Origin of the sequence: Pseudomonas sp. MWU16-30316 (assembly GCF_020515645.1) — a bacterium.
GTDB classification, from domain to species: domain Bacteria; phylum Pseudomonadota; class Gammaproteobacteria; order Pseudomonadales; family Pseudomonadaceae; genus Aquipseudomonas; species Aquipseudomonas cerasi.
The window spans coordinates 234,227-250,705 of the sequence record NZ_JAIZAZ010000001.1; the positions used below are offsets into that span (position 1 = coordinate 234,227).

At 58.2% G+C, this 16,479-nt stretch carries 16 protein-coding genes and 1 pseudogene; 11 read left to right on the forward strand and 6 right to left on the reverse strand.

All coding sequences use genetic code 11. The annotated features are described in order from the left end of the window. Positions 1–48: 48 nt before the first annotated feature. Together amn and LCH65_RS01220 are read left to right on the forward strand one after the other, a co-directional pair. Positions 49–1,512: an AMP nucleosidase gene (gene amn / locus LCH65_RS01215; RefSeq protein WP_226439064.1), complete on the forward strand. Its 1,464-nt coding sequence runs from the start codon at positions 49–51 to the stop codon at positions 1,510–1,512. Positions 1,513–1,591: 79 nt separating this feature from the next. Continuing rightward, positions 1,592–2,224: a pseudouridine synthase gene (locus tag LCH65_RS01220; protein ID WP_003368776.1), complete on the forward strand. Its 633-nt coding sequence runs from the start codon at positions 1,592–1,594 to the stop codon at positions 2,222–2,224. A gap of 13 nt (positions 2,225–2,237) precedes the next feature. Here LCH65_RS01220 and LCH65_RS01225 read toward each other — a convergent pair whose 3' ends face one another. Together LCH65_RS01225 and LCH65_RS26295 are read right to left on the reverse strand one after the other, a co-directional pair. After that, positions 2,238–2,729 carry an Lrp/AsnC family transcriptional regulator gene (locus LCH65_RS01225; RefSeq protein WP_003419292.1) on the reverse strand — a complete coding sequence of 164 codons (492 nt, stop codon included), beginning with the start codon at positions 2,727–2,729 and terminating at the stop codon, positions 2,238–2,240. 336 nt (positions 2,730–3,065) lie between these two features. Next, a complete protein-coding gene (locus LCH65_RS26295; protein WP_345945905.1) occupies positions 3,066–3,566 on the reverse strand; it encodes a hypothetical protein in 501 nt (166 codons plus the stop codon). Here LCH65_RS26295 and LCH65_RS26300 point away from each other — a divergent pair. Beyond that, positions 3,558–4,277: a DUF6515 family protein gene (locus LCH65_RS26300; protein ID WP_058398091.1), complete on the forward strand. Its 720-nt coding sequence runs from the start codon at positions 3,558–3,560 to the stop codon at positions 4,275–4,277. The two genes, LCH65_RS26295 and LCH65_RS26300, sit on opposite strands and share 9 nt — an antisense overlap. 6 nt (positions 4,278–4,283) lie before the next feature. Here LCH65_RS26300 and LCH65_RS01235 read toward each other — a convergent pair whose 3' ends face one another. Further along, positions 4,284–5,177, reverse strand: a complete 894-nt coding sequence (locus LCH65_RS01235; RefSeq protein ID WP_054081967.1) for a cation diffusion facilitator family transporter — start codon at positions 5,175–5,177, stop codon at positions 4,284–4,286. 25 nt (positions 5,178–5,202) lie between these two features. Next, positions 5,203–5,622 (reverse strand): polyribonucleotide nucleotidyltransferase, encoded by a 420-nt coding sequence (locus tag LCH65_RS01240; RefSeq protein WP_226439065.1) that lies wholly within the window; start codon positions 5,620–5,622, stop codon positions 5,203–5,205. A gap of 288 nt (positions 5,623–5,910) precedes the next feature. Here LCH65_RS01240 and LCH65_RS01245 point away from each other — a divergent pair, with 288 nt between their 5' ends. Next, entirely contained in the window at positions 5,911–6,837 is a 927-nt protein-coding gene (locus LCH65_RS01245; protein WP_226439066.1) for a Gfo/Idh/MocA family oxidoreductase, read from the forward strand. Positions 6,838–6,912: 75 nt separating this feature from the next. Further along, positions 6,913–7,884: an alpha/beta hydrolase gene (locus LCH65_RS01250; RefSeq protein ID WP_044309524.1), complete on the forward strand. Its 972-nt coding sequence runs from the start codon at positions 6,913–6,915 to the stop codon at positions 7,882–7,884. A 9-nt stretch (positions 7,885–7,893) separates the two neighbouring features. On the opposite strand, the gene LCH65_RS01255 is transcribed toward LCH65_RS01250, so the two are convergent. Both LCH65_RS01255 and LCH65_RS01260 read right to left on the reverse strand, forming a co-directional pair. Beyond that, a complete protein-coding gene (locus tag LCH65_RS01255) occupies positions 7,894–8,433 on the reverse strand; it encodes a thioredoxin domain-containing protein (RefSeq protein ID WP_003368767.1) in 540 nt (179 codons plus the stop codon). Between the two features lie 340 nt (positions 8,434–8,773). Continuing rightward, positions 8,774–9,469, reverse strand: a complete 696-nt coding sequence (locus LCH65_RS01260; protein WP_282705936.1) for a tRNA (adenine(22)-N(1))-methyltransferase TrmK — start codon at positions 9,467–9,469, stop codon at positions 8,774–8,776. A 167-nt stretch (positions 9,470–9,636) separates the two neighbouring features. Between LCH65_RS01260 and LCH65_RS01265 the strand changes: the two genes are divergently transcribed. From LCH65_RS01265 to LCH65_RS01290, 6 genes and pseudogenes are all read left to right on the forward strand, one after another. Continuing rightward, positions 9,637–10,020, forward strand: coding sequence for a RidA family protein (locus LCH65_RS01265; protein WP_096136460.1), 384 nt, complete (start codon positions 9,637–9,639; stop codon positions 10,018–10,020). A 122-nt stretch (positions 10,021–10,142) separates the two neighbouring features. Continuing rightward, positions 10,143–11,159 carry a type III secretion system effector HopI1 gene (gene hopI1 / locus LCH65_RS01270; protein ID WP_058398057.1) on the forward strand — a complete coding sequence of 339 codons (1,017 nt, stop codon included), beginning with the start codon at positions 10,143–10,145 and terminating at the stop codon, positions 11,157–11,159. A 119-nt stretch (positions 11,160–11,278) separates the two neighbouring features. Further along, positions 11,279–11,486, forward strand: a pseudogene (locus LCH65_RS01275) (ATP-dependent helicase); the annotation flags it as partial. 98 nt (positions 11,487–11,584) lie between these two features. Continuing rightward, complete coding sequence (locus tag LCH65_RS01280; RefSeq protein ID WP_122241312.1) at positions 11,585–12,865, forward strand: DUF2254 domain-containing protein; 1,281 nt, start codon at positions 11,585–11,587, stop codon at positions 12,863–12,865. A 66-nt stretch (positions 12,866–12,931) separates the two neighbouring features. Continuing rightward, on the forward strand, positions 12,932–14,509 hold the full coding sequence (locus LCH65_RS01285; protein ID WP_058417065.1) for a sensor domain-containing diguanylate cyclase: 1,578 nt from the start codon (positions 12,932–12,934) through the stop codon (positions 14,507–14,509). A 248-nt stretch (positions 14,510–14,757) separates the two neighbouring features. Next, entirely contained in the window at positions 14,758–16,377 is a 1,620-nt protein-coding gene (locus LCH65_RS01290; RefSeq protein ID WP_057423610.1) for a methyl-accepting chemotaxis protein, read from the forward strand. The last annotated feature ends 102 nt before the right edge of the window (positions 16,378–16,479 follow it).

Consider the following 16,479-nt stretch of genomic DNA (forward strand, 5'->3'; position numbering starts at 1 on the left):
GCGAACCCGTTACGATGCACGTCTGCAAGATCAGACAGGACATGAATCGTGACCCAAGCCTTTGTTGTTGTCGACACCGCCGAGCAGGCTGTAGAACGGCTCGCCGAGCTGCATGAACGCGCCACCAGTGCGCTGAGTCAGGCGCTCAAGCGCTACCTGAAAGACCGCATTGAACCCACTGCCGAAGAGCGAGCGCAATTCAGCTACCCGGAACTGCGTCTGGTCTACAAATGCCAGGGCGAAGTGCCGGTCACCACGCGCGCCTACGCCAAGGTGCAACTGCCGGGCACTTACAGCGTCACCGTCACGCAGCCCAAGGCCTTCAAAAAGTACCTGCTCGAACAACTTGTCCCGCTGATGAACGATTTCACCGTGACGGTCGAAGTGGGTATGAGCGAGCAGAGCATTCCTTATCCTTACGTGGTCGAGCAGGGCGATGAGCTGGCCGGCACGGGCGTCACCGCGGCGGCGCTGGCACGAGTGTTCCCGAGCACCGACCTGTCGGCTGCCACCGACGGCATTGCCGACGGCCTCTACGACTGGGCCAACGTCGATCCGCTGCCACTGGCGCTGTTCGACGCTGCGCGGGTGGATTTTTCGCTACGCCGTCTGGTGCATTACACCGGCAGCGACTGGCGCCATGTGCAGCCGTGGATTCTGCTGACCAACTACCATCGCTATGTCGACCAGTTCATTCTGCACGGCCTGGAAAAGCTCCGCGAAGACCCGCGTTTCGTGCGCATGGTCCTGCCGGGTAACGTGGTGGTCGACAAGAGCATGGGCCAGGAAGAAGCCCAGGCCATCGTCGCCAGCGTGGTCTGGCACCGCTATCAGATGCCGGCCTACCACCTGATCGCCGAAGACGGTCATGGCGTGACGCTGGTCAACATCGGCGTCGGCCCGTCCAACGCCAAGAACATCACCGATCACCTTGCGGTGCTGCGTCCGCATTGCTGGCTGATGATCGGTCACTGCGGCGGCCTGCGTCAGTCGCAGACCATCGGCGATTACGTGTTGGCTCACGCCTACATGCGTCGCGATGGGATTCTCGACCGCGTACTGCCGCCCCATATCCCGATTCCGGCGCTTGCCGAAGTGCAACTGGCCTTGCAGGAGTCGGCGGCGCAGATTACCGGCGAGCGCGGCGAAGAGCTCAAGAAGCGCCTGCGCACCGGCACGGTGTTGACCTATGACGACCGTAACTGGGAACTGCGCTGGGCTCAGGAACGTCCGCTGATCAACCTGTCGCGCGCAGTGGCGGTCGACATGGAAAGCGGCACCATTGCTGCTCAGGGATATCGCCTGCGTGTGCCTTACGGCACGTTGCTGTGTGTATCCGACAAGCCGCTGCACAGCGAAATCAAGCTGCCGGGTTCGGCGAATGCGTTCTATGAGCGTGCTGTCAGTCAGCACCTCAAAATCGGCATCGCTGCGCTGGACCTGCTGCGTACCGAGGTGAACTCGCTGCACTCACGCAAACTACGCAGCTTCGACGAGCCGCCATTCCGTTGATGGCTTGCCGTTAATAGATTGGTATTTGCACCAAGGGCCACTAAAGTGGCCCTTTCTGTTTTCCGATTGCCGAATTCTCATGTCCCGCACCCAACGCCCCGTTTCCCGCCGTCCTGCCTCCACACCGACAGGCACTGCCCGGCGTGTCGCCAAAGCGCCACCGGCCGAGCCCAGGCTGATCCTGTTCAACAAGCCTTTCGACGTGCTGACCCAGTTCAGCGATGAGGAGGGGCGCGCCACGCTCAAGGACTTTATCAAGATCCCCGGCATCTATCCGGCCGGGCGTCTGGATCGCGACAGCGAAGGTTTGCTGCTATTGACCAACGACGGCCAATTGCAGGCGCGCATTGCCGATCCCAAGCACAAGCTGGCCAAGACCTACTGGGTACAGGTCGAAGGCGAGCCGAGCGATGAGCAGTTGCAGCAGTTACGCGACGGTGTCCAGCTCAATGACGGGCCGACCTTGCCCGCCGAAGCGCGGCGGCTCGATGAACCGCAACTCTGGCCGCGCAACCCGCCCGTGCGCTTTCGCAAGAGTGTGCCGACAAGCTGGCTGGAGCTGGTGATCAAGGAAGGGCGCAATCGGCAGGTGCGGCGTATGACCGCTGCCGTCGGCTTGCCGACCCTGCGGCTGGTGCGGGTCAGGATTGGCGACTGGACGCTGGAGGGCCTGGATCAGGGCCAGTACAGGGAAGTCGCCGCAAAACTGTGATACCGGTGCTGGCTCAGTTGCGCAGGTGAGTCAGCGGCATTTCGGTGCTGGCCAGCACTTGATTGAGGACAAAACTCGACTTGACGCTGGTCACGCCTTCGATGCGGGTCAGATGGCCCAACAGCAGCTTCTGATAGTGATCCATGTCCGGCACCACCACCTTCAGTTGATAGTCCGCGTCCATGCCGGTCACCAGGCTGCATTCCAGTACCTGAGGCAGGTTGCGGATCTGCTGCTCGAAGTTCTCGAAGCGCTCGGGTGTGTGCCGGTCCATGCCGATCAGCACGTAGGCGGTCAGGTTCAGGCCCAGTTTCTTGCGGTCCAGCAGGGCAACCTGGCGCACGATGTAACCGTCGTCTTCCAGTTGCTTGACCCGGCGCGAGCAGGGCGACGGCGACAGACCAATGCGTTCGGCCAATTCCTGGTTGGATATCCGTGCGTCCCGTTGCAATTCAGCCAAAATGCTCAGGTCGTATCTGTCGAGCTTGCTCACGATGCACCCCATTATCAATTCAATTGCGCTGGATTATTCATCTGAAGTCAAAAATTGCGCAAGTAATGTTTCAATCCGCAATATTAGCAATCTTCTGCCTCAGCCTCAGGCCTATTCTTTTAAACAGAATCACTGCCCGGACACAGCGTCCAGCGCGACCCGCCGAATCAGGCCAGTCGCGGCCTCCCACCCAACAGGGTGTGTCAGGCCCCCGGGCTACATACTGTCCAGAAGACGGCATGAGGTGAGCCAGCGTCAAAAGCGCTGCGCCAGGACGAAGTATCTCAAGGGGGCCATTTGGTCCCCTTTTCTTTGTCTGCTGATAAAGTGCGCAGAACGGCGCTACGCTTAAACAGTCTTAATGACGTCAACCCGCGCTCTAGTGAGGAAAGCATGAAATCTGGCATCTGGCAGTTTGCGGGTGTAAGTCTGTTGTGTCTGAGCATCAGTGCTCACGCGCTGGCCGACGAACGTGATGAACCGCCGCGCAATCCGCTTTACGGCAGCCCTGGTGAAAACGCGCAGCAGCGTCAGCAGCAGCAACAGCGTGCTCAAGAGCAGAGCAATCAGCAGCGGCAGATCCAACAGCAGCAAAACCAGCAGCGCCAGCTCGAGCGTCAGCAGCAACAACTGATCAACCAGCAGCAGACCAATCAGCAACGCCAGATTCAGGAACAGCAGAACCAGCAGCGTCAGGTCGAGCGTCAGCAACAGCAGCAGATCCAGCAACAGCAGCTTCAGCAGCGCAACGTCGAGCGCCAGCAGCAACAGCAGATCGAGCAGCAACAGCGCGATCAGCAGCGCCAGATTCAGCAGCAGCAAAACCAGCAGCGTCAGCAGTTGCGCCAGGCTCAGGACAACCTGCCGATTCAGAGCGGTCCGAAAGAGGCGTGGCAAACCCAGCCGCCGCGTCAGGGCTATTACCAGGACATTCCACGCGGCAACAACCGCAACTGGCAGGCCGGTAACGGTCGCCCTAATGATCACTGGGAAGGACGCCCCGATGGGCGTGGCAACGGCTGGGGCCCCGGCCCGCAATACCGGCCTGGCTATGCGATAGATCGCGTACCGGGTGGCTACTCGCGTATTCCCTATCGTGGGCAGGACTATTACTACTCGGGTGGCTACTGGTATCGTCCGCAAGGCCCGCGTTATGTCGTGGTGACACCGCCCTACGGCGTGCGTGTCAGCAGACTACCGTCCTACTCTCAGGAAGTATGGATCGGCAGCAGCCTGCTGTTTCTGGCTGCCGGCACCTATTACGCCTACCAGCCGGACAGTCAGGACTATGTGGTGGTCAATCCGCCGCAGAACGAAGCCGTGTATCAGGCTCCGCCGGCCGAACAACAGGGCAATGGCTATGATCCGGTGGCCTACCCTGCCAACGGGCAGAGCCCGCAGCAGGTCGAGCTGGATAAATACCAGTGCTACCGCTGGGCTGCGGAGCAAAGCGGTTTCGACCCGGCCAATGTCACCGGTCAGCCATCGCCTGACATGGTCGATCTGTATCGTCGCTCGATGGGCGCGTGCCTGGCGGGGCGAGGTTACAGCGTCAACTGATGCCGGTCAGGCACTGGCCTGCTTGACGACTTCCTGAGGGTCGGCGTGCACCAGCACTTCGGCCTTCGGGAATTGCTTGTGAATGGCGTCGGCCACCTGATCACAAATGGCGTGGGCGACCGACAGCGTCAGGGTGCCCGGTAGCTCAAGGTGCAATTGCACAAACCAGTGATTACCGGAGATTCGTGTACGCAGATCATGCGCCCCGAGCACGCCCGGCACATCGCACGCCAGTGCCAGCATTTGAGTGCTGACATCGGCCGGCAACTCCGCATCCATCAACACCGATATCGTTTCGCGGGCGATTTGAAAGGCGCTCCACAAGATATACAGCGCGATGCCCAGCCCAAAATACGCGTCCAGCTGTTGCCAGCCGAAATACGCGAGCGTCAGCGCCACCAGAATGCTGGCGTTAAGCAGCAAGTCTGAACGGTAGTGCAGCGAGTCCGCGCGGATCGCTGCCGAGCCGGTCGCCTTGATCACCCGGTATTGCAGGGTGAGCAGTGCGATCGTCAGCGCGATGGAAACCACCATCACGACCATGCCCAGCAGCGGCGCGCCCAGCGGTTCGGGATTCTGAATGCGCTCGACCGCCTGAACGGCAATCAGCACACCACTGACAGTGATGAACAACGCCTGCGCCATGCCCGACAGCGCTTCCGCCTTGCCGTGGCCATAGCGATGATCGTCATCTGCAGGCCTAAGTGCGTAATGCACCGCCAGCAGGTTGAGGAACGAGGCGGCGCCATCGAGCAGCGAGTCGGTAAGACCGGCCAGCAGACTCACCGAACCGCTCAGCCACCAGGCAACGCCCTTGGCCAGGATCAGCGTCGTGGCAACTGCCAGCGAGGCCCGTGTCGCGAGACGCAGCAGTCGGGAATGTTCGGCAGTGGTGCTCATGACGCTTCCTTGAACGGAATTGATATCAGGCAGCCGGGACCAGACCCAGTGCTGCCAGTTGTTCGACACTGCCTTTGTGCTGGATCAGGCGTGGATCGTTCAACGGCAGGGGACGGCCCAGCTCGGTTTCAATGATGGCTTGCAGCTTGGTGTTGTCGACACTGCCGTCAGCCTTGAGCGCTTTTTGCAGCTTTTGCGGATCGATCTGCGCATGCTCGCCAGGCCCGTAATAGATCGCACCAGTGGCGAAGTCCACCGCAAACGCAATCACCCCTGGAATGATATAGAACAGCAGCGCGAAAGCATCCAGCGCCGCAATGGCCGGGTCAACCTTGCCATCGATCTGACCACGACGATCAGGATAGAAAATACTGCCGCAGGCCGAAATCTGAGTCAGCAACGTGGCGACCAGAGCGCCACCGATCAAGCGAGAAGGAATGCGCATGGAAAGCTCCTGAGATGAAGAGGGCAACTATACAAGGCAATGACTGCAAGGCTAAGACTATTGAGTGATGGGGTGGTTCTGCGGCCGTTAAGTTAAACCACATGGGATGCGGAGCCATCGCAGTGGTGGGAGTGAGCTTGCTCACGAAGGGGCCTGAGCAGGCGCTGAAGATTTGTCGAATATGAGATTGACCAGAGAAACAGCTCCCGCGCCGATGCCCCTTACCGACCACGATTAACATCTGGTTTACTGTGCCGCACGATAACTACAAAAACTCAGGAGTCATGTATGCAACCGATTCGTCTCGGTCTGGTGGGCTACGGCAAGATTGCGCAGGATCAACACGTCCCGGCGATCCACGCCAACCCCGCGTTTGAGCTGGTGGCCGTGGCCACGCAAGGCCAGCCGTGCGCCGGGGTAGAGAATTTCAAATCCCTGGGCGAACTGCTTGCGAGCGGGCTGCAGGTTGACGCGATTGCGTTCTGTACGCCCCCGCAAGGTCGCTTTGCCCTGGTGCAGGAAGCGTTGGCGGCCGGCAAACATGTGTTGGTCGAGAAACCGCCGTGCGCGACCCTGGGTGAGGCGATGGCGTTGGTGGCCCAGGTGCAAGAGCAGGGCGTCAGCGGTCTGTTTGCCTGGCATTCGCGTTACGCGCAGGGTATCGAAGCGGCGCGTGAGTGGTTGTCCACCCGCACCCTGCACAGCGTGCAGATCGACTGGAAAGAAGACGTGCGCAAATGGCACCCCGGTCAGGCGTGGATCTGGCAGCCCGGTGGCCTTGGCGTGTTCGATCCGGGCATCAATGCCCTGTCGATCGTGACCCACCTGCTGCCACTGCCATTGTTCGTCGAGTCTGCCGAACTGCGCGTGCCGAGCAATTGCCAGTCGCCTATCGCTGCGTCCATCAAAATGTCCGACACGCGCCATCTCGATATCCGCGCCGAGTTCGATTTCGATCATGGTCACGACGAGCTTTGGAGCATCGAGATTCGCTGCGCTGAGGGGACGTTGCGCCTGGACAACGGCGGTGCAGTGTTGAGTATCGATGGCGTGCGTCAGGCTGTTTCGGAAGAGGGCGAGTACGCAGCGGTGTATCGCTACTTCCAACAGTTGATCGGCGATAAAGCCAGTGACTTGGACCTGCAACCGTTGCGGCTGGTCGCGGACAGTTTTTTCGTGGGCGGTCGGGCATCCGTTGAACCGTTCTACGACTAAAAGCCTCTCAGGTACAGGTGGGGGCAAATCGCGTTGCGCGCCCCTGCATACGTCAGCCTGACAAGAGAGCAGAAAGTGGACACAAAACAGCCTTGGCCTTCCAGTGAGCAGGAATTGGTAGAAGTACGACGGTTTAATAAAACCCTCGCGCGGATGCCGCGTTTCCAGATTCGCAATCGCGTCACGCCCCGGCTGATTCAGGCGCTGTTGCGTGCAGCTCAGATCGGCAGCGCCCTGAAACCGGGAGGCCATGACCTGCGCATCGAGAAAAGAACGGTCAGTTCGGATAACGTACCGGTGCCCGTGCGCATCATCCGCCCCAAAGGTAAACCCAAGGGCGTGGTGTTCGACATCCACGGCGGCGGATGGGTGATCGGTAATGCCCAGATGAACGATGATCTCAACGTCGGCATGGTCAACGCCTGCGACGTGGCCATTGTTTCGGTTGATTACCGACTTGCTGTAACAACCCCCATCGAGGGCCTGATGGAGGATTGTTTTTCTGCCGCCTGCTGGCTGTTGGGCAAAGACTGCGAGGAGTTTGCCGGCCTGCCGGTTATCGTGGTCGGCGAATCCGCTGGCGGACATCTTGCCGCAGCCACGCTTCTGAAATTGAAAAGCCGACCTGATCTGCTCGAGCGGATAGTGGGGACGGTGCTGTACTACGGCGTTTACGACCTGACGGGCACCAAGAGCGTGCGTACCGCAGGGCCGGAGACGCTGGTGCTGGACGGTCCGGGGATGGTCGGCGCCATGCGCGCGCTTACCCCCGACCGAAGCGACGATAAACGCCGCGAGCCGCCACTGTCACCGCTGTATGGCGATTTGACCGGCCTTCCGCCCGCACTGATGTTCGTCGGAGAGATCGACCCGCTGCTGGATGACACACTGCAAATGGCCGAGCGCTGGGCCAACTCGGCAGAGGTCGAAATGCACCTCATGCCCGAGTCGCCGCACGGCTTCATCCATTTCCCGACCACGTTGGCGCGCAAGGCGCTGGCGCGCAGCCGTGAATGGATCAATGAGCGGATCGGTGCGCTGGGTTGAGCCCGCCGCTCAACCCAATTCTGCGACCCACTTCGACACGGGATCGCCACTGCTCAAGCCCGGCTGCACAAGACCGTCGATCATGAAGGTCGGCGAAACATGTATGCCGTTCTGGCGAGCGTATTTGGCGTGCCATTTCACGGCCTGTTCAAGCTCGGGATTGGCGAATGCCTCCGCCAGCGCCAGGCCGCTGTAACGCTCGATGCGCGCGATGATGTCATTGGGCGTCGCGTCCATGTTCGGGCCGGTGGCGTGGTGTTCGAACTCGAATTCTTCACGGTGCGACGCAACCGCCGTCATAACCGCCTTGGCGCTTTGCTTGCCGCCTTCAAGGGTCGCAGCCGCCAGAATGCAGCGCACGATGACACCCGAAAACATGTGCCAGGGCTGCGATTGCAGGCGGATTTTGACCGTGATCCTGTCTTCTCCGGCCTGAGCCAGCAGCTCATCGAGCTTGAAGAAAGCCTTCACTGAAAAAGGGCAGGTTGGCTCAAGAAAGACTTCGAACAGACGAGGTCCGTGGCCCCAGGAAAGTACGTCTGAATACATGGTCGTGTTGCTCCCGTCGATGGTTGTACAGAAAACGCGCCGGGCTGGTTGCCCGCGCCGGGCATGGTCACGAGAAGCATTCTCCCGGACACCTCTCGTTCCTCACGCAGAGCATTGGCGCGAGACAAACAGGCGCGCCGGGCTGATTGCCCTGCGCCGCGCATGGTCACGAGAAGTAATCTCCCGCACACCTCTCGTTCCTCACGCTCCGCGTGGGAATGCAGTTCGTGACGCTCCGCGTCACACATTGCAACTTTGACACCACCAGCTTGAGGCGCCATAAAAGCCTGAACTGCGGATCATGCGGGTTTGAGAGCAGGTTCGGGCATGAGTTCGATTTTCAGGCCAGCAATGCGCTAATCCAGCGAATCTGCTGCGCAACCTCCTGCCCTTTTTCTTCGCTCACGCATTTCTGTGCTCTTTCGAAGTTGTTCAGCGTTTTCTGTTTTTTGCCCAATAAACGCTGCCACTTGAGCAGAAACGCCGGGCTGCGCGCCTGCATCTGCAGCGGGCCGAAATACAGTTCCTCAGCCGTGTACTTAACGGGGCCTGTGCGTTCGGCGACGATGATTTCGTAGTCGAAACGGTTTTCCCGCAGCACCTCTTCGCTGACGATGCGGTAGTCATGCTCCATCAGCCAGACACGCAACGGTTGCTCGCCGCCGTTGGGTTGCAGGATCAAGCGTTCCTGACCGCTCAGGCGCGCCTTGCCCGCTTCAAGGATGTCGCGAATCGTCTCGCCGCCCATGCCGCAGAGACTGATCGCCGTGATCGCGTCCTGCGCTTCGATCGCCGCCAGACCATCGGCCAGGCGCACGCTGACCTGATCCTCCAGATCGTTCTCACGCACGGTGCGCTCGGCTGCGCAGAACGGCGTCAATGCCACCTCGCCAGCCACCGCCGCCGAGATGGCGCCACGGTTCAGCAGCGCGACCGGCAGATAACCGTGATCCGAGCCGATATCAGCCAGCCGTGCACCGGCGGGTACGTGCGTCGCCACACGCTCAAGGCGCATGGACAATCTCTGTTCGTTCAACGGCAACCCCTTTCACCCCAAACGTCCGACAGCATGGCCGGGTCCGGGCGCGATTCTGTAGAGCAACGCGGCGCATTTCAACTTTCCGCGACAAAGCCCACGGCTCGACCCCCACCTGTCGCTCGCGTAGGCTTGGCGTTTTCCATCCTTTGCAAAGCAGAGATCCCATGGCAAACACAGACATCACCTTCACCCCCGATCCAGATCCGGAGTCCATCTCGTCGGACGTCGCCGACTTCAACGGCGTGCTGGTCAGCACCCAGATCCCTACTCATCCCGACGGTAGCCTGGAACTGGGCGGCATCACCGAGCAAAGCGAATGCACCCTGCGTGCCCTGAAAGACGCCCTCGAACGCGCCGGCAGCTCGATGGACCGGGTCATGCACCTGACCATCTACCTGACCGACATGGCCGATCGCGCCGCCTTCAACGAAGTGTACAAACGCTTCTTCAAAAAACCGTGGCCCGTGCGCGCGGCAGTGGGTGTGGCTGCGTTGGCGGTTGAGGGCATGCGGGTTGAAGTGACGGCGATGGCGGCCAAAGCGGGCTGACCGTAACGCACACACCTGACTGATGCTCGCGTCAGTGTTCTGCGCCTGTGCAGAGTTGGACATCCCGTGGAACCGGATCTCGTTGCTTGCCACCAAGGCGGTATGAGTTTCCGGAGAAGCCGATGATCAACCTCACCAGCATTGCATCTTCGTTGGCGCGTGTAGCGCTCAGCGATTCGACAAAGCCAACGATAGACCGCGCGATGAACGTCGTTAGCCATATCGCTGGCAAAGTGGCGTTGCAGGTCAACAACTCATTGTTGGAGCAGACAGGTCGGCTCAACGAGCGTCAGCAGAAAGGCCTCGCGGTGATCCTCGACGCATTGCGCGGCAAGGAACCGGTGACCCATATCGAGACCCACGAAGGGGGAGGCCGATTCAATCTGGCGCGAGCTGCCTTCGACGTGGCCAGCGTTGTCTGGGAGCGCGACAAGTCGATGCGCAACGTGATGAGCTTTTTGGGCGTCAGCGATAGCAAGGGCAACCTGCTGTTCTCTCTGGGCAAGACGCTGGCCGAGGCGATGGTCAAGCCCGAACCTGAGTATGGCAAGCACAACAGTGAGGCGAACTATGCGTTCTTCTCCAGCAACCTGAAGCTGAACAAACTGATGAACGACATCGCTGATCAACTGATCAACGAGATTCGTCAGTCGAACACCGATCGCGTGCGACGACCCACGCCGGGCCCGTCCTGGAGACCTGAAAGCACTCAACAGCAAGCACGCCCACAAACGCCTCCACGCACTCGCCCCCAGGCTGCCAACAGCGCGCCGCCGCCACCGCCGAAAGCCGAGCCCCATGCAGGCGCTCAGCGGCCGTCAGCAGATCGGCCCCACGACACGCCCGCTGCTGGCGCGTCCGCGAAGGTGGACGATTCCGGCCCCGCCAAGCCACCCGTCAAGCCGCTGTACGCGCATCTGGGCCTCTCGGACATGACGGCGGACCTCTCCGCAGTCAAAACGGCCTACAAGAAAGCCTCGCTGAAGAATCACCCTGATAAGAACGTCGGTAACGAGGCTGAGGCGACTGAGCGTTTCAAAGTGATTTCAAATGCGTTCAAGATTTTGTCCGATCCAGAATTGCGCAAGAAATACGACAATGGCCTTATTGATGAGAAAGGTGACCAGGTCCAGGTCTGATTTTTCGACGCGAGGCATGCTTGCGGCAGTCTTTCTGGCGACTGCCGTTCAGCTAAAATACGCCGCCTGATTCCCCAACCCCACCCCGGTATGCTCCCTGCATCTCTCCGGGAGCCCCCATGATTTCGTTACCCATCGATGCCGTCCTGCCAGCCCTGCGCCAGGCCCTGACCACGCGCTTGCCGCTTGCGCTGCTTGAGGAAACCTGGCTGGCCGGGCAGACCATTCTGATGCTGGAGCCTCGGCGCCTGGCCGCGAGATCGGCTGCCGAGCGGTTGGCCAGTGAACTGGGCGAGAAGGTCGGCGAAACGGTGGGGTAGGCGCCTATGCGCTGAACCTTCTGTTGGTGAACGAACTCAATCAGTCTAGTTAGTCAGAGGATGATTCCGTTTGCTTCCGAAGCAGTTGTCCAAAAAGGTAAGGCTATGATCGCTCGATGGCGTTGGATGCTGGTGCAACTTACAAAGAAGCTTTGGCTCAGAGCTACCTTGTTTTCACTGCTGGGCGTAGCGACCGCCTTGATATCAATCTTGCTCAAGGACTCGATTCCATTTTCTCTGTCGGCCCGTATAGGTGCAGATGCCGTTGACAAGATTCTGAGCATCATTGCCTCCAGCATGCTTGCAGTGACCACCTTTTCGCTAAGCACTATGGTGACAGCGTACGGCGCGGCCAGCAGTGGCGTAACACCGCGTGCGACGACGTTGGTAATGGAGGACACGACAACACAAAACGCGCTCGCGACGTTCATCGGCTCATTTCTATTTAGCCTGGTAGGCATCATCGCCTTGAGCACTGGAGTCTATGGCGCCCAAGGACGCGTACTCCTGTTCGCAGCGACCATAGTGGTGGTCATCCTCATCGTTTACACGCTTCTGCGCTGGATTGATCACCTTTCAAAGTTGGGGCGAATGGGCGAGACGATTGATCTGGTGGAGAAAGCGGCCATTGATGCAATCGATCATAGAGTTCGGTGGCCATACCTGGGCGGAGTCGCTTTCCCAAAGGGGTGGACTGTGCCTATCGGCTCTCAGATCGTTACCAGTGAATCGACTGGATATGTACAGCATATCGATGTTCAGGCACTGAGCGAGGTAGCGGAGGCCGGAAACCTCAAAATATTCGTGGATATTCTCCCCGGTAGTTTCGTCCACCTGGGGAGGCCGCTGGCCTATCTCGTACCGCTGGCCAAAGAGTCTGTCGAGATCACTGGCGAGCCGTCGGAGAAGGTGCTCGCTACGCTGACAATAGGCACCCGGAGAACCTTCGAACACGATCCCCGCTTTGGACTTTCAGTGCTGTCGGAAATAGCATCCCGCGCGCTGTCTCCCGCAGTGAATGACCCCGGCACGGCCATTGACGTCATCGGGCGAGGCGTACGTAGCTTGACTACGTGGTGTAAGCCACAGCCAGTTGCCCCTGAGCATGAAAAAAGCTGCGGCCAGGTTTTTCTGCATGGTTTGAATGTGGACGACTTGTTCGATGACTTCTTTGCGCCGATAGCCAGAGATGGCGCAGCAATCATCGAAGTGGATCTGCGCCTGATGAAAGCCCTGATCAGCCTGGCTCAGATCGATCCCGCTTTGTTCAAAGCCGTTTGCGTGAGGCACGCGAATATCCTTTTGAGAAGATCAGACAGCGCCTTGGCTTTGAACGAGGAAAAGTGCCAACTAAGGGCACTGGCAGACAAGTTGCTGTTTAACTAGCCAGCCTCACTACTAAGGTACGAAAGCTGCATAGAGCGCTCAAAAGCCAATTTGATGACGCCCTCTATGAAGCCTTTTTACCTTACCTCCACCAGACTCGCGCCTTCCATGCTCACCAAAGCACTGCTTGGCTTCATTGCTCTAGTGTGTCTCTCGTTGATTTTGGCTACAGCCTGGCAGATGAATCAATCCAAGCGTGAGCGCGTAGCTACAGCCAAAATTGCGGTTTCAAACATCGTTCTTGCCGCCGAGCAGCAAGCTCGGGATACGGTGCGACAAGCTGATAATACGCTGCGTGATCTCGTGGAGCGCGTGGAGCGCGACGGTTTAGAGGGGGCTCAGCAAGCTCGACTGGCGAAACTGATGGCCCAGGATGTGGTGAATGTGGACGGCATCCAGGGGCTTTTCATCTACGATGCCCAAGGCAACTGGGTCGCCAACTCCTTTTCCCAAGGTATACAGGTGAAAAACAACAGCGACCGCGCGTACTTCGCGTATCACCGCGATAACGCCGATGAGTCCATCCACGTCGGTTCCATTGTCGAGAGTCGCATTACGGGGGAGATGGTTATCCCTATCAGTCGACGCATCAATGCTGCCGACGGTACGTTTGCAGGTGTGGCATTAGCGACTGTGCCCGTTGCCTATTTCCAATCATTCTTCAAGCGCATGGATGTGGACGACAAGGGCGTTATTTTTCTCGCGCTGAACAATGGCGACTTGCTGGCTCGGCGACCGACAATGACGGCACTTATGACAACCAATGTGGCCAAAGGGGATCTTTTCACCAGTTACCTGCCATACAGTGATAGCGGTACCGCTATGATCAAGTCTGTAGTGGATGGCGTGGAAAGGATTTATGCCTATCGGCGGGTTTCCGGGTTGCCCATCGTCGCTGCTGCTGGCGTTTCCTGCCAGCATGTATTCGCCCCCTGGTGGGCCTATGCGTATCGATCCATGGCTCTGGTGGCTATGATCACTTTATCTTTGGCTTCGCTAGGTCTCTTGTTGTACAGGCAAATTCAGCACTTGATCACTGCGGAAAGTGAGCTGAGCAGCGCCCGAACCGAGCTTGAGGTCATCGCTCAGACCGACAGTCTGACGCATTTGGCCAATCGACGTTGCTTCGACGCTACGTTGCAAAAAGAGTGGGGACGAGCGTCTCGAAATAACTCGGTCATCGCGATCATTTTGTTGGATATCGACTGGTTCAAACAATACAACGACTGCTACGGCCATCTGCGGGGGGACGACTGCCTGCGCCAGGTAGCCGGGATCATCGGAAGCTGCATCAACCGGGCTGGCGATCTAGCGGCACGGTATGGCGGTGAGGAGTTCGTGATCCTGCTAGCTGAAACAGATTTAGCGGGTGCTTTGAGCGTTGCCGAAAAAGTCAGGTTATCCATTGAAAACTCATTTATAGAGCACTCCGGCAGTCCAGTGGGGAATGTAACAATCAGTTCAGGTGTGGTGGCGATCAACGCACCGGAGAAGGAGGGCTATATAGCCGCCCTGAGGGAAGCAGATCTACTTCTTTACTCTGCTAAAACCAAAGGTCGCAACTGCGTCGAGGGACGAGCAATGGCCGACACCACCAGAAAGCAGTTCATATGCCAGCCCGTTCTAGGCACAGGCCAATACTGATTATGGCCGACTTGCTGCCCGTCTCGCCTTCTGAACCCCATTGCCATGCACCCCAATTGCGATGGGTGTAGGCCTTTGGTGCCGCTGGCCTGATCATTCAACCTGCTTCGTTGCCTTTGAATATGCATGCCAGGTTTTGACAGCCGTCCAGCAGCCACATCGCCTCTTGACGAAAAGCTTAAAGTTTCCAATTTTGGGTCGATAGCTTGTTGAATATGTCAACCATCATTGGAGAGCAGGAATCTAACATGCGCCTTAGAAATCTCAATTTGGCTCCACGAGCGGCCCTGTTTTTCACTTCAATCATCATTCTAGTTTTTGTGCTGGGTATATTCGCAGTCCTCCAAATGGGCAAGCTACGGGATGCCGAAAAAGACGTCGAACTCAATTGGATGGCCAGCATCCGACAAACTGCGTTGATGGACAAAGCGACACTTCGCCTGAGGCTCGAGACCCAGCGAGGCCTCGCTGACCCTCAATCCATTCAAAAGAACATTGAAAACTTCGCTGGCTATCGCAAGGCTTTCACCGATGCGGTGGCGGGCTATGAGCCACTGATAGCGAGCGATAAAGAGCGCTCGTTTTACACGCCAGTAAAAAACAGCGCCGATGCCTATTCCAAACAACTGGATATTCTCGAACCGTTGATGAGACAAGGTGACATAGCCTCAGCGGTCAACCTGGTGAGTACAGGTATCCGCCCGCTCACGAATGCGATGGAGCAGCAGATTAAAGACTTGACCAATTTTAACAACGAGGGTGCAGCTCGGGCTGGGCAAACCGCAACCGATCTCTATAACAACGGCCTGTGGCTTGTCGTTGGCCTTATAACGGGCGTAGTCATTTTGACGATTGGCTTGGCATTACTGCTGACGAAAAGTATTACCTCTCCGATTAACGATGCGTTGTCCGTCGCGGAGCGTATCGCGGCCAGTGACCTCTCCAAGGAGGTATTGGTTAGCGGGACTGATGAAGCAGGGCGATTGTTGAAAGCACTTGCGCAGATGCAGACAAACCTGCGCAACACGATTCTGCAGATATCCGACTCGTCCACCCAACTGGCCTCTGCGTCAGAAGAGATGACAGCGGTCACTGAGGAGTCGAGTCGTGGTCTTGTCGCCCAAAATGACGAGGTCAATCAAGCAGCCACAGCGGTCACAGAAATGAGCGCGGCAGTTGATGAGGTCGCACGTAATGCGGAGTCAGCTTCTGAAGAGTCGAAGCGTACCCAAGGGTATACAGAGGTCGGTTTGGCGCGGGTGGCTCAGACGTTAAAGTCAATTCAAACGCTGAACGGTAACGTTGAAAACACCAGCGAGCAGATTCAAGGGTTGTCAGATCGTGCCCAGAGCATCACTAAAGTGGTCGAGGTGATTCGGGCAATTGCAGAACAAACCAACCTGTTGGCTTTGAACGCAGCCATTGAGGCAGCACGCGCAGGCGAGCAAGGTCGTGGGTTTGCGGTGGTTGCGGACGAAGTAAGAGCTTTGGCCCATCGCACTCAAGTGTCGACCCAGGAAATCGAGCAGATGATCGCTGCCATCCAGAACGATTCTGATCTGGCCGTGAAGGCAATGAACACGAGCCGAGACCTTGCGACCGAATCGCTTGGCGTCGCCCAGGAAGCCAGTACCTCGCTGGATCAGATAGCCACGGCCATTGTTCAGATCAATGAACGTAACCTCATGATCGCGACGGCCTCTGAAGAACAATCGCATGTAGCCCGCGAGGTTGATCGCAATCTGGTCAGTATCCGCGAGTTAGCAGCGCAAAACGCTGCGGGTGCCAGCCAGACAGCAAGTGCATGCGGTGAAATGTCAAAACTGGCTGTTAACCTGAATCAGTTGGTTAACCGATTTGTGGTATGACAAAGGCTTCAGGGAAGCTGAGGGCTAACCTCGGACTAGCCAGGCACTGAAAGCAACGTGCCCGAAATGCTCAGGTTTTCTGATTACGCGGCAATTCCGATA

Coding starts and splice junctions, on each gene's coding strand:
- LCH65_RS01220 (WP_003368776.1), top strand. CDS start 1,592: ATGTCCCGCACCCAACGCCCCGTTTCCCGCCGTCCTGCCTCCACACCG.
- LCH65_RS01225 (WP_003419292.1), bottom strand. CDS start 2,729: ATGGGGTGCATCGTGAGCAAGCTCGACAGATACGACCTGAGCATTTTG.
- LCH65_RS01235 (WP_054081967.1), bottom strand. CDS start 5,177: ATGAGCACCACTGCCGAACATTCCCGACTGCTGCGTCTCGCGACACGG.
- LCH65_RS01240 (WP_226439065.1), bottom strand. CDS start 5,622: ATGCGCATTCCTTCTCGCTTGATCGGTGGCGCTCTGGTCGCCACGTTG.
- LCH65_RS01245 (WP_226439066.1), top strand. CDS start 5,911: ATGCAACCGATTCGTCTCGGTCTGGTGGGCTACGGCAAGATTGCGCAG.
- LCH65_RS01255 (WP_003368767.1), bottom strand. CDS start 8,433: ATGTATTCAGACGTACTTTCCTGGGGCCACGGACCTCGTCTGTTCGAA.
- LCH65_RS01265 (WP_096136460.1), top strand. CDS start 9,637: ATGGCAAACACAGACATCACCTTCACCCCCGATCCAGATCCGGAGTCC.
- hopI1 (WP_058398057.1), top strand. CDS start 10,143: ATGATCAACCTCACCAGCATTGCATCTTCGTTGGCGCGTGTAGCGCTC.
- LCH65_RS01280 (WP_122241312.1), top strand. CDS start 11,585: ATGATCGCTCGATGGCGTTGGATGCTGGTGCAACTTACAAAGAAGCTT.
- LCH65_RS01285 (WP_058417065.1), top strand. CDS start 12,932: ATGAAGCCTTTTTACCTTACCTCCACCAGACTCGCGCCTTCCATGCTC.
- LCH65_RS01290 (WP_057423610.1), top strand. CDS start 14,758: ATGCGCCTTAGAAATCTCAATTTGGCTCCACGAGCGGCCCTGTTTTTC.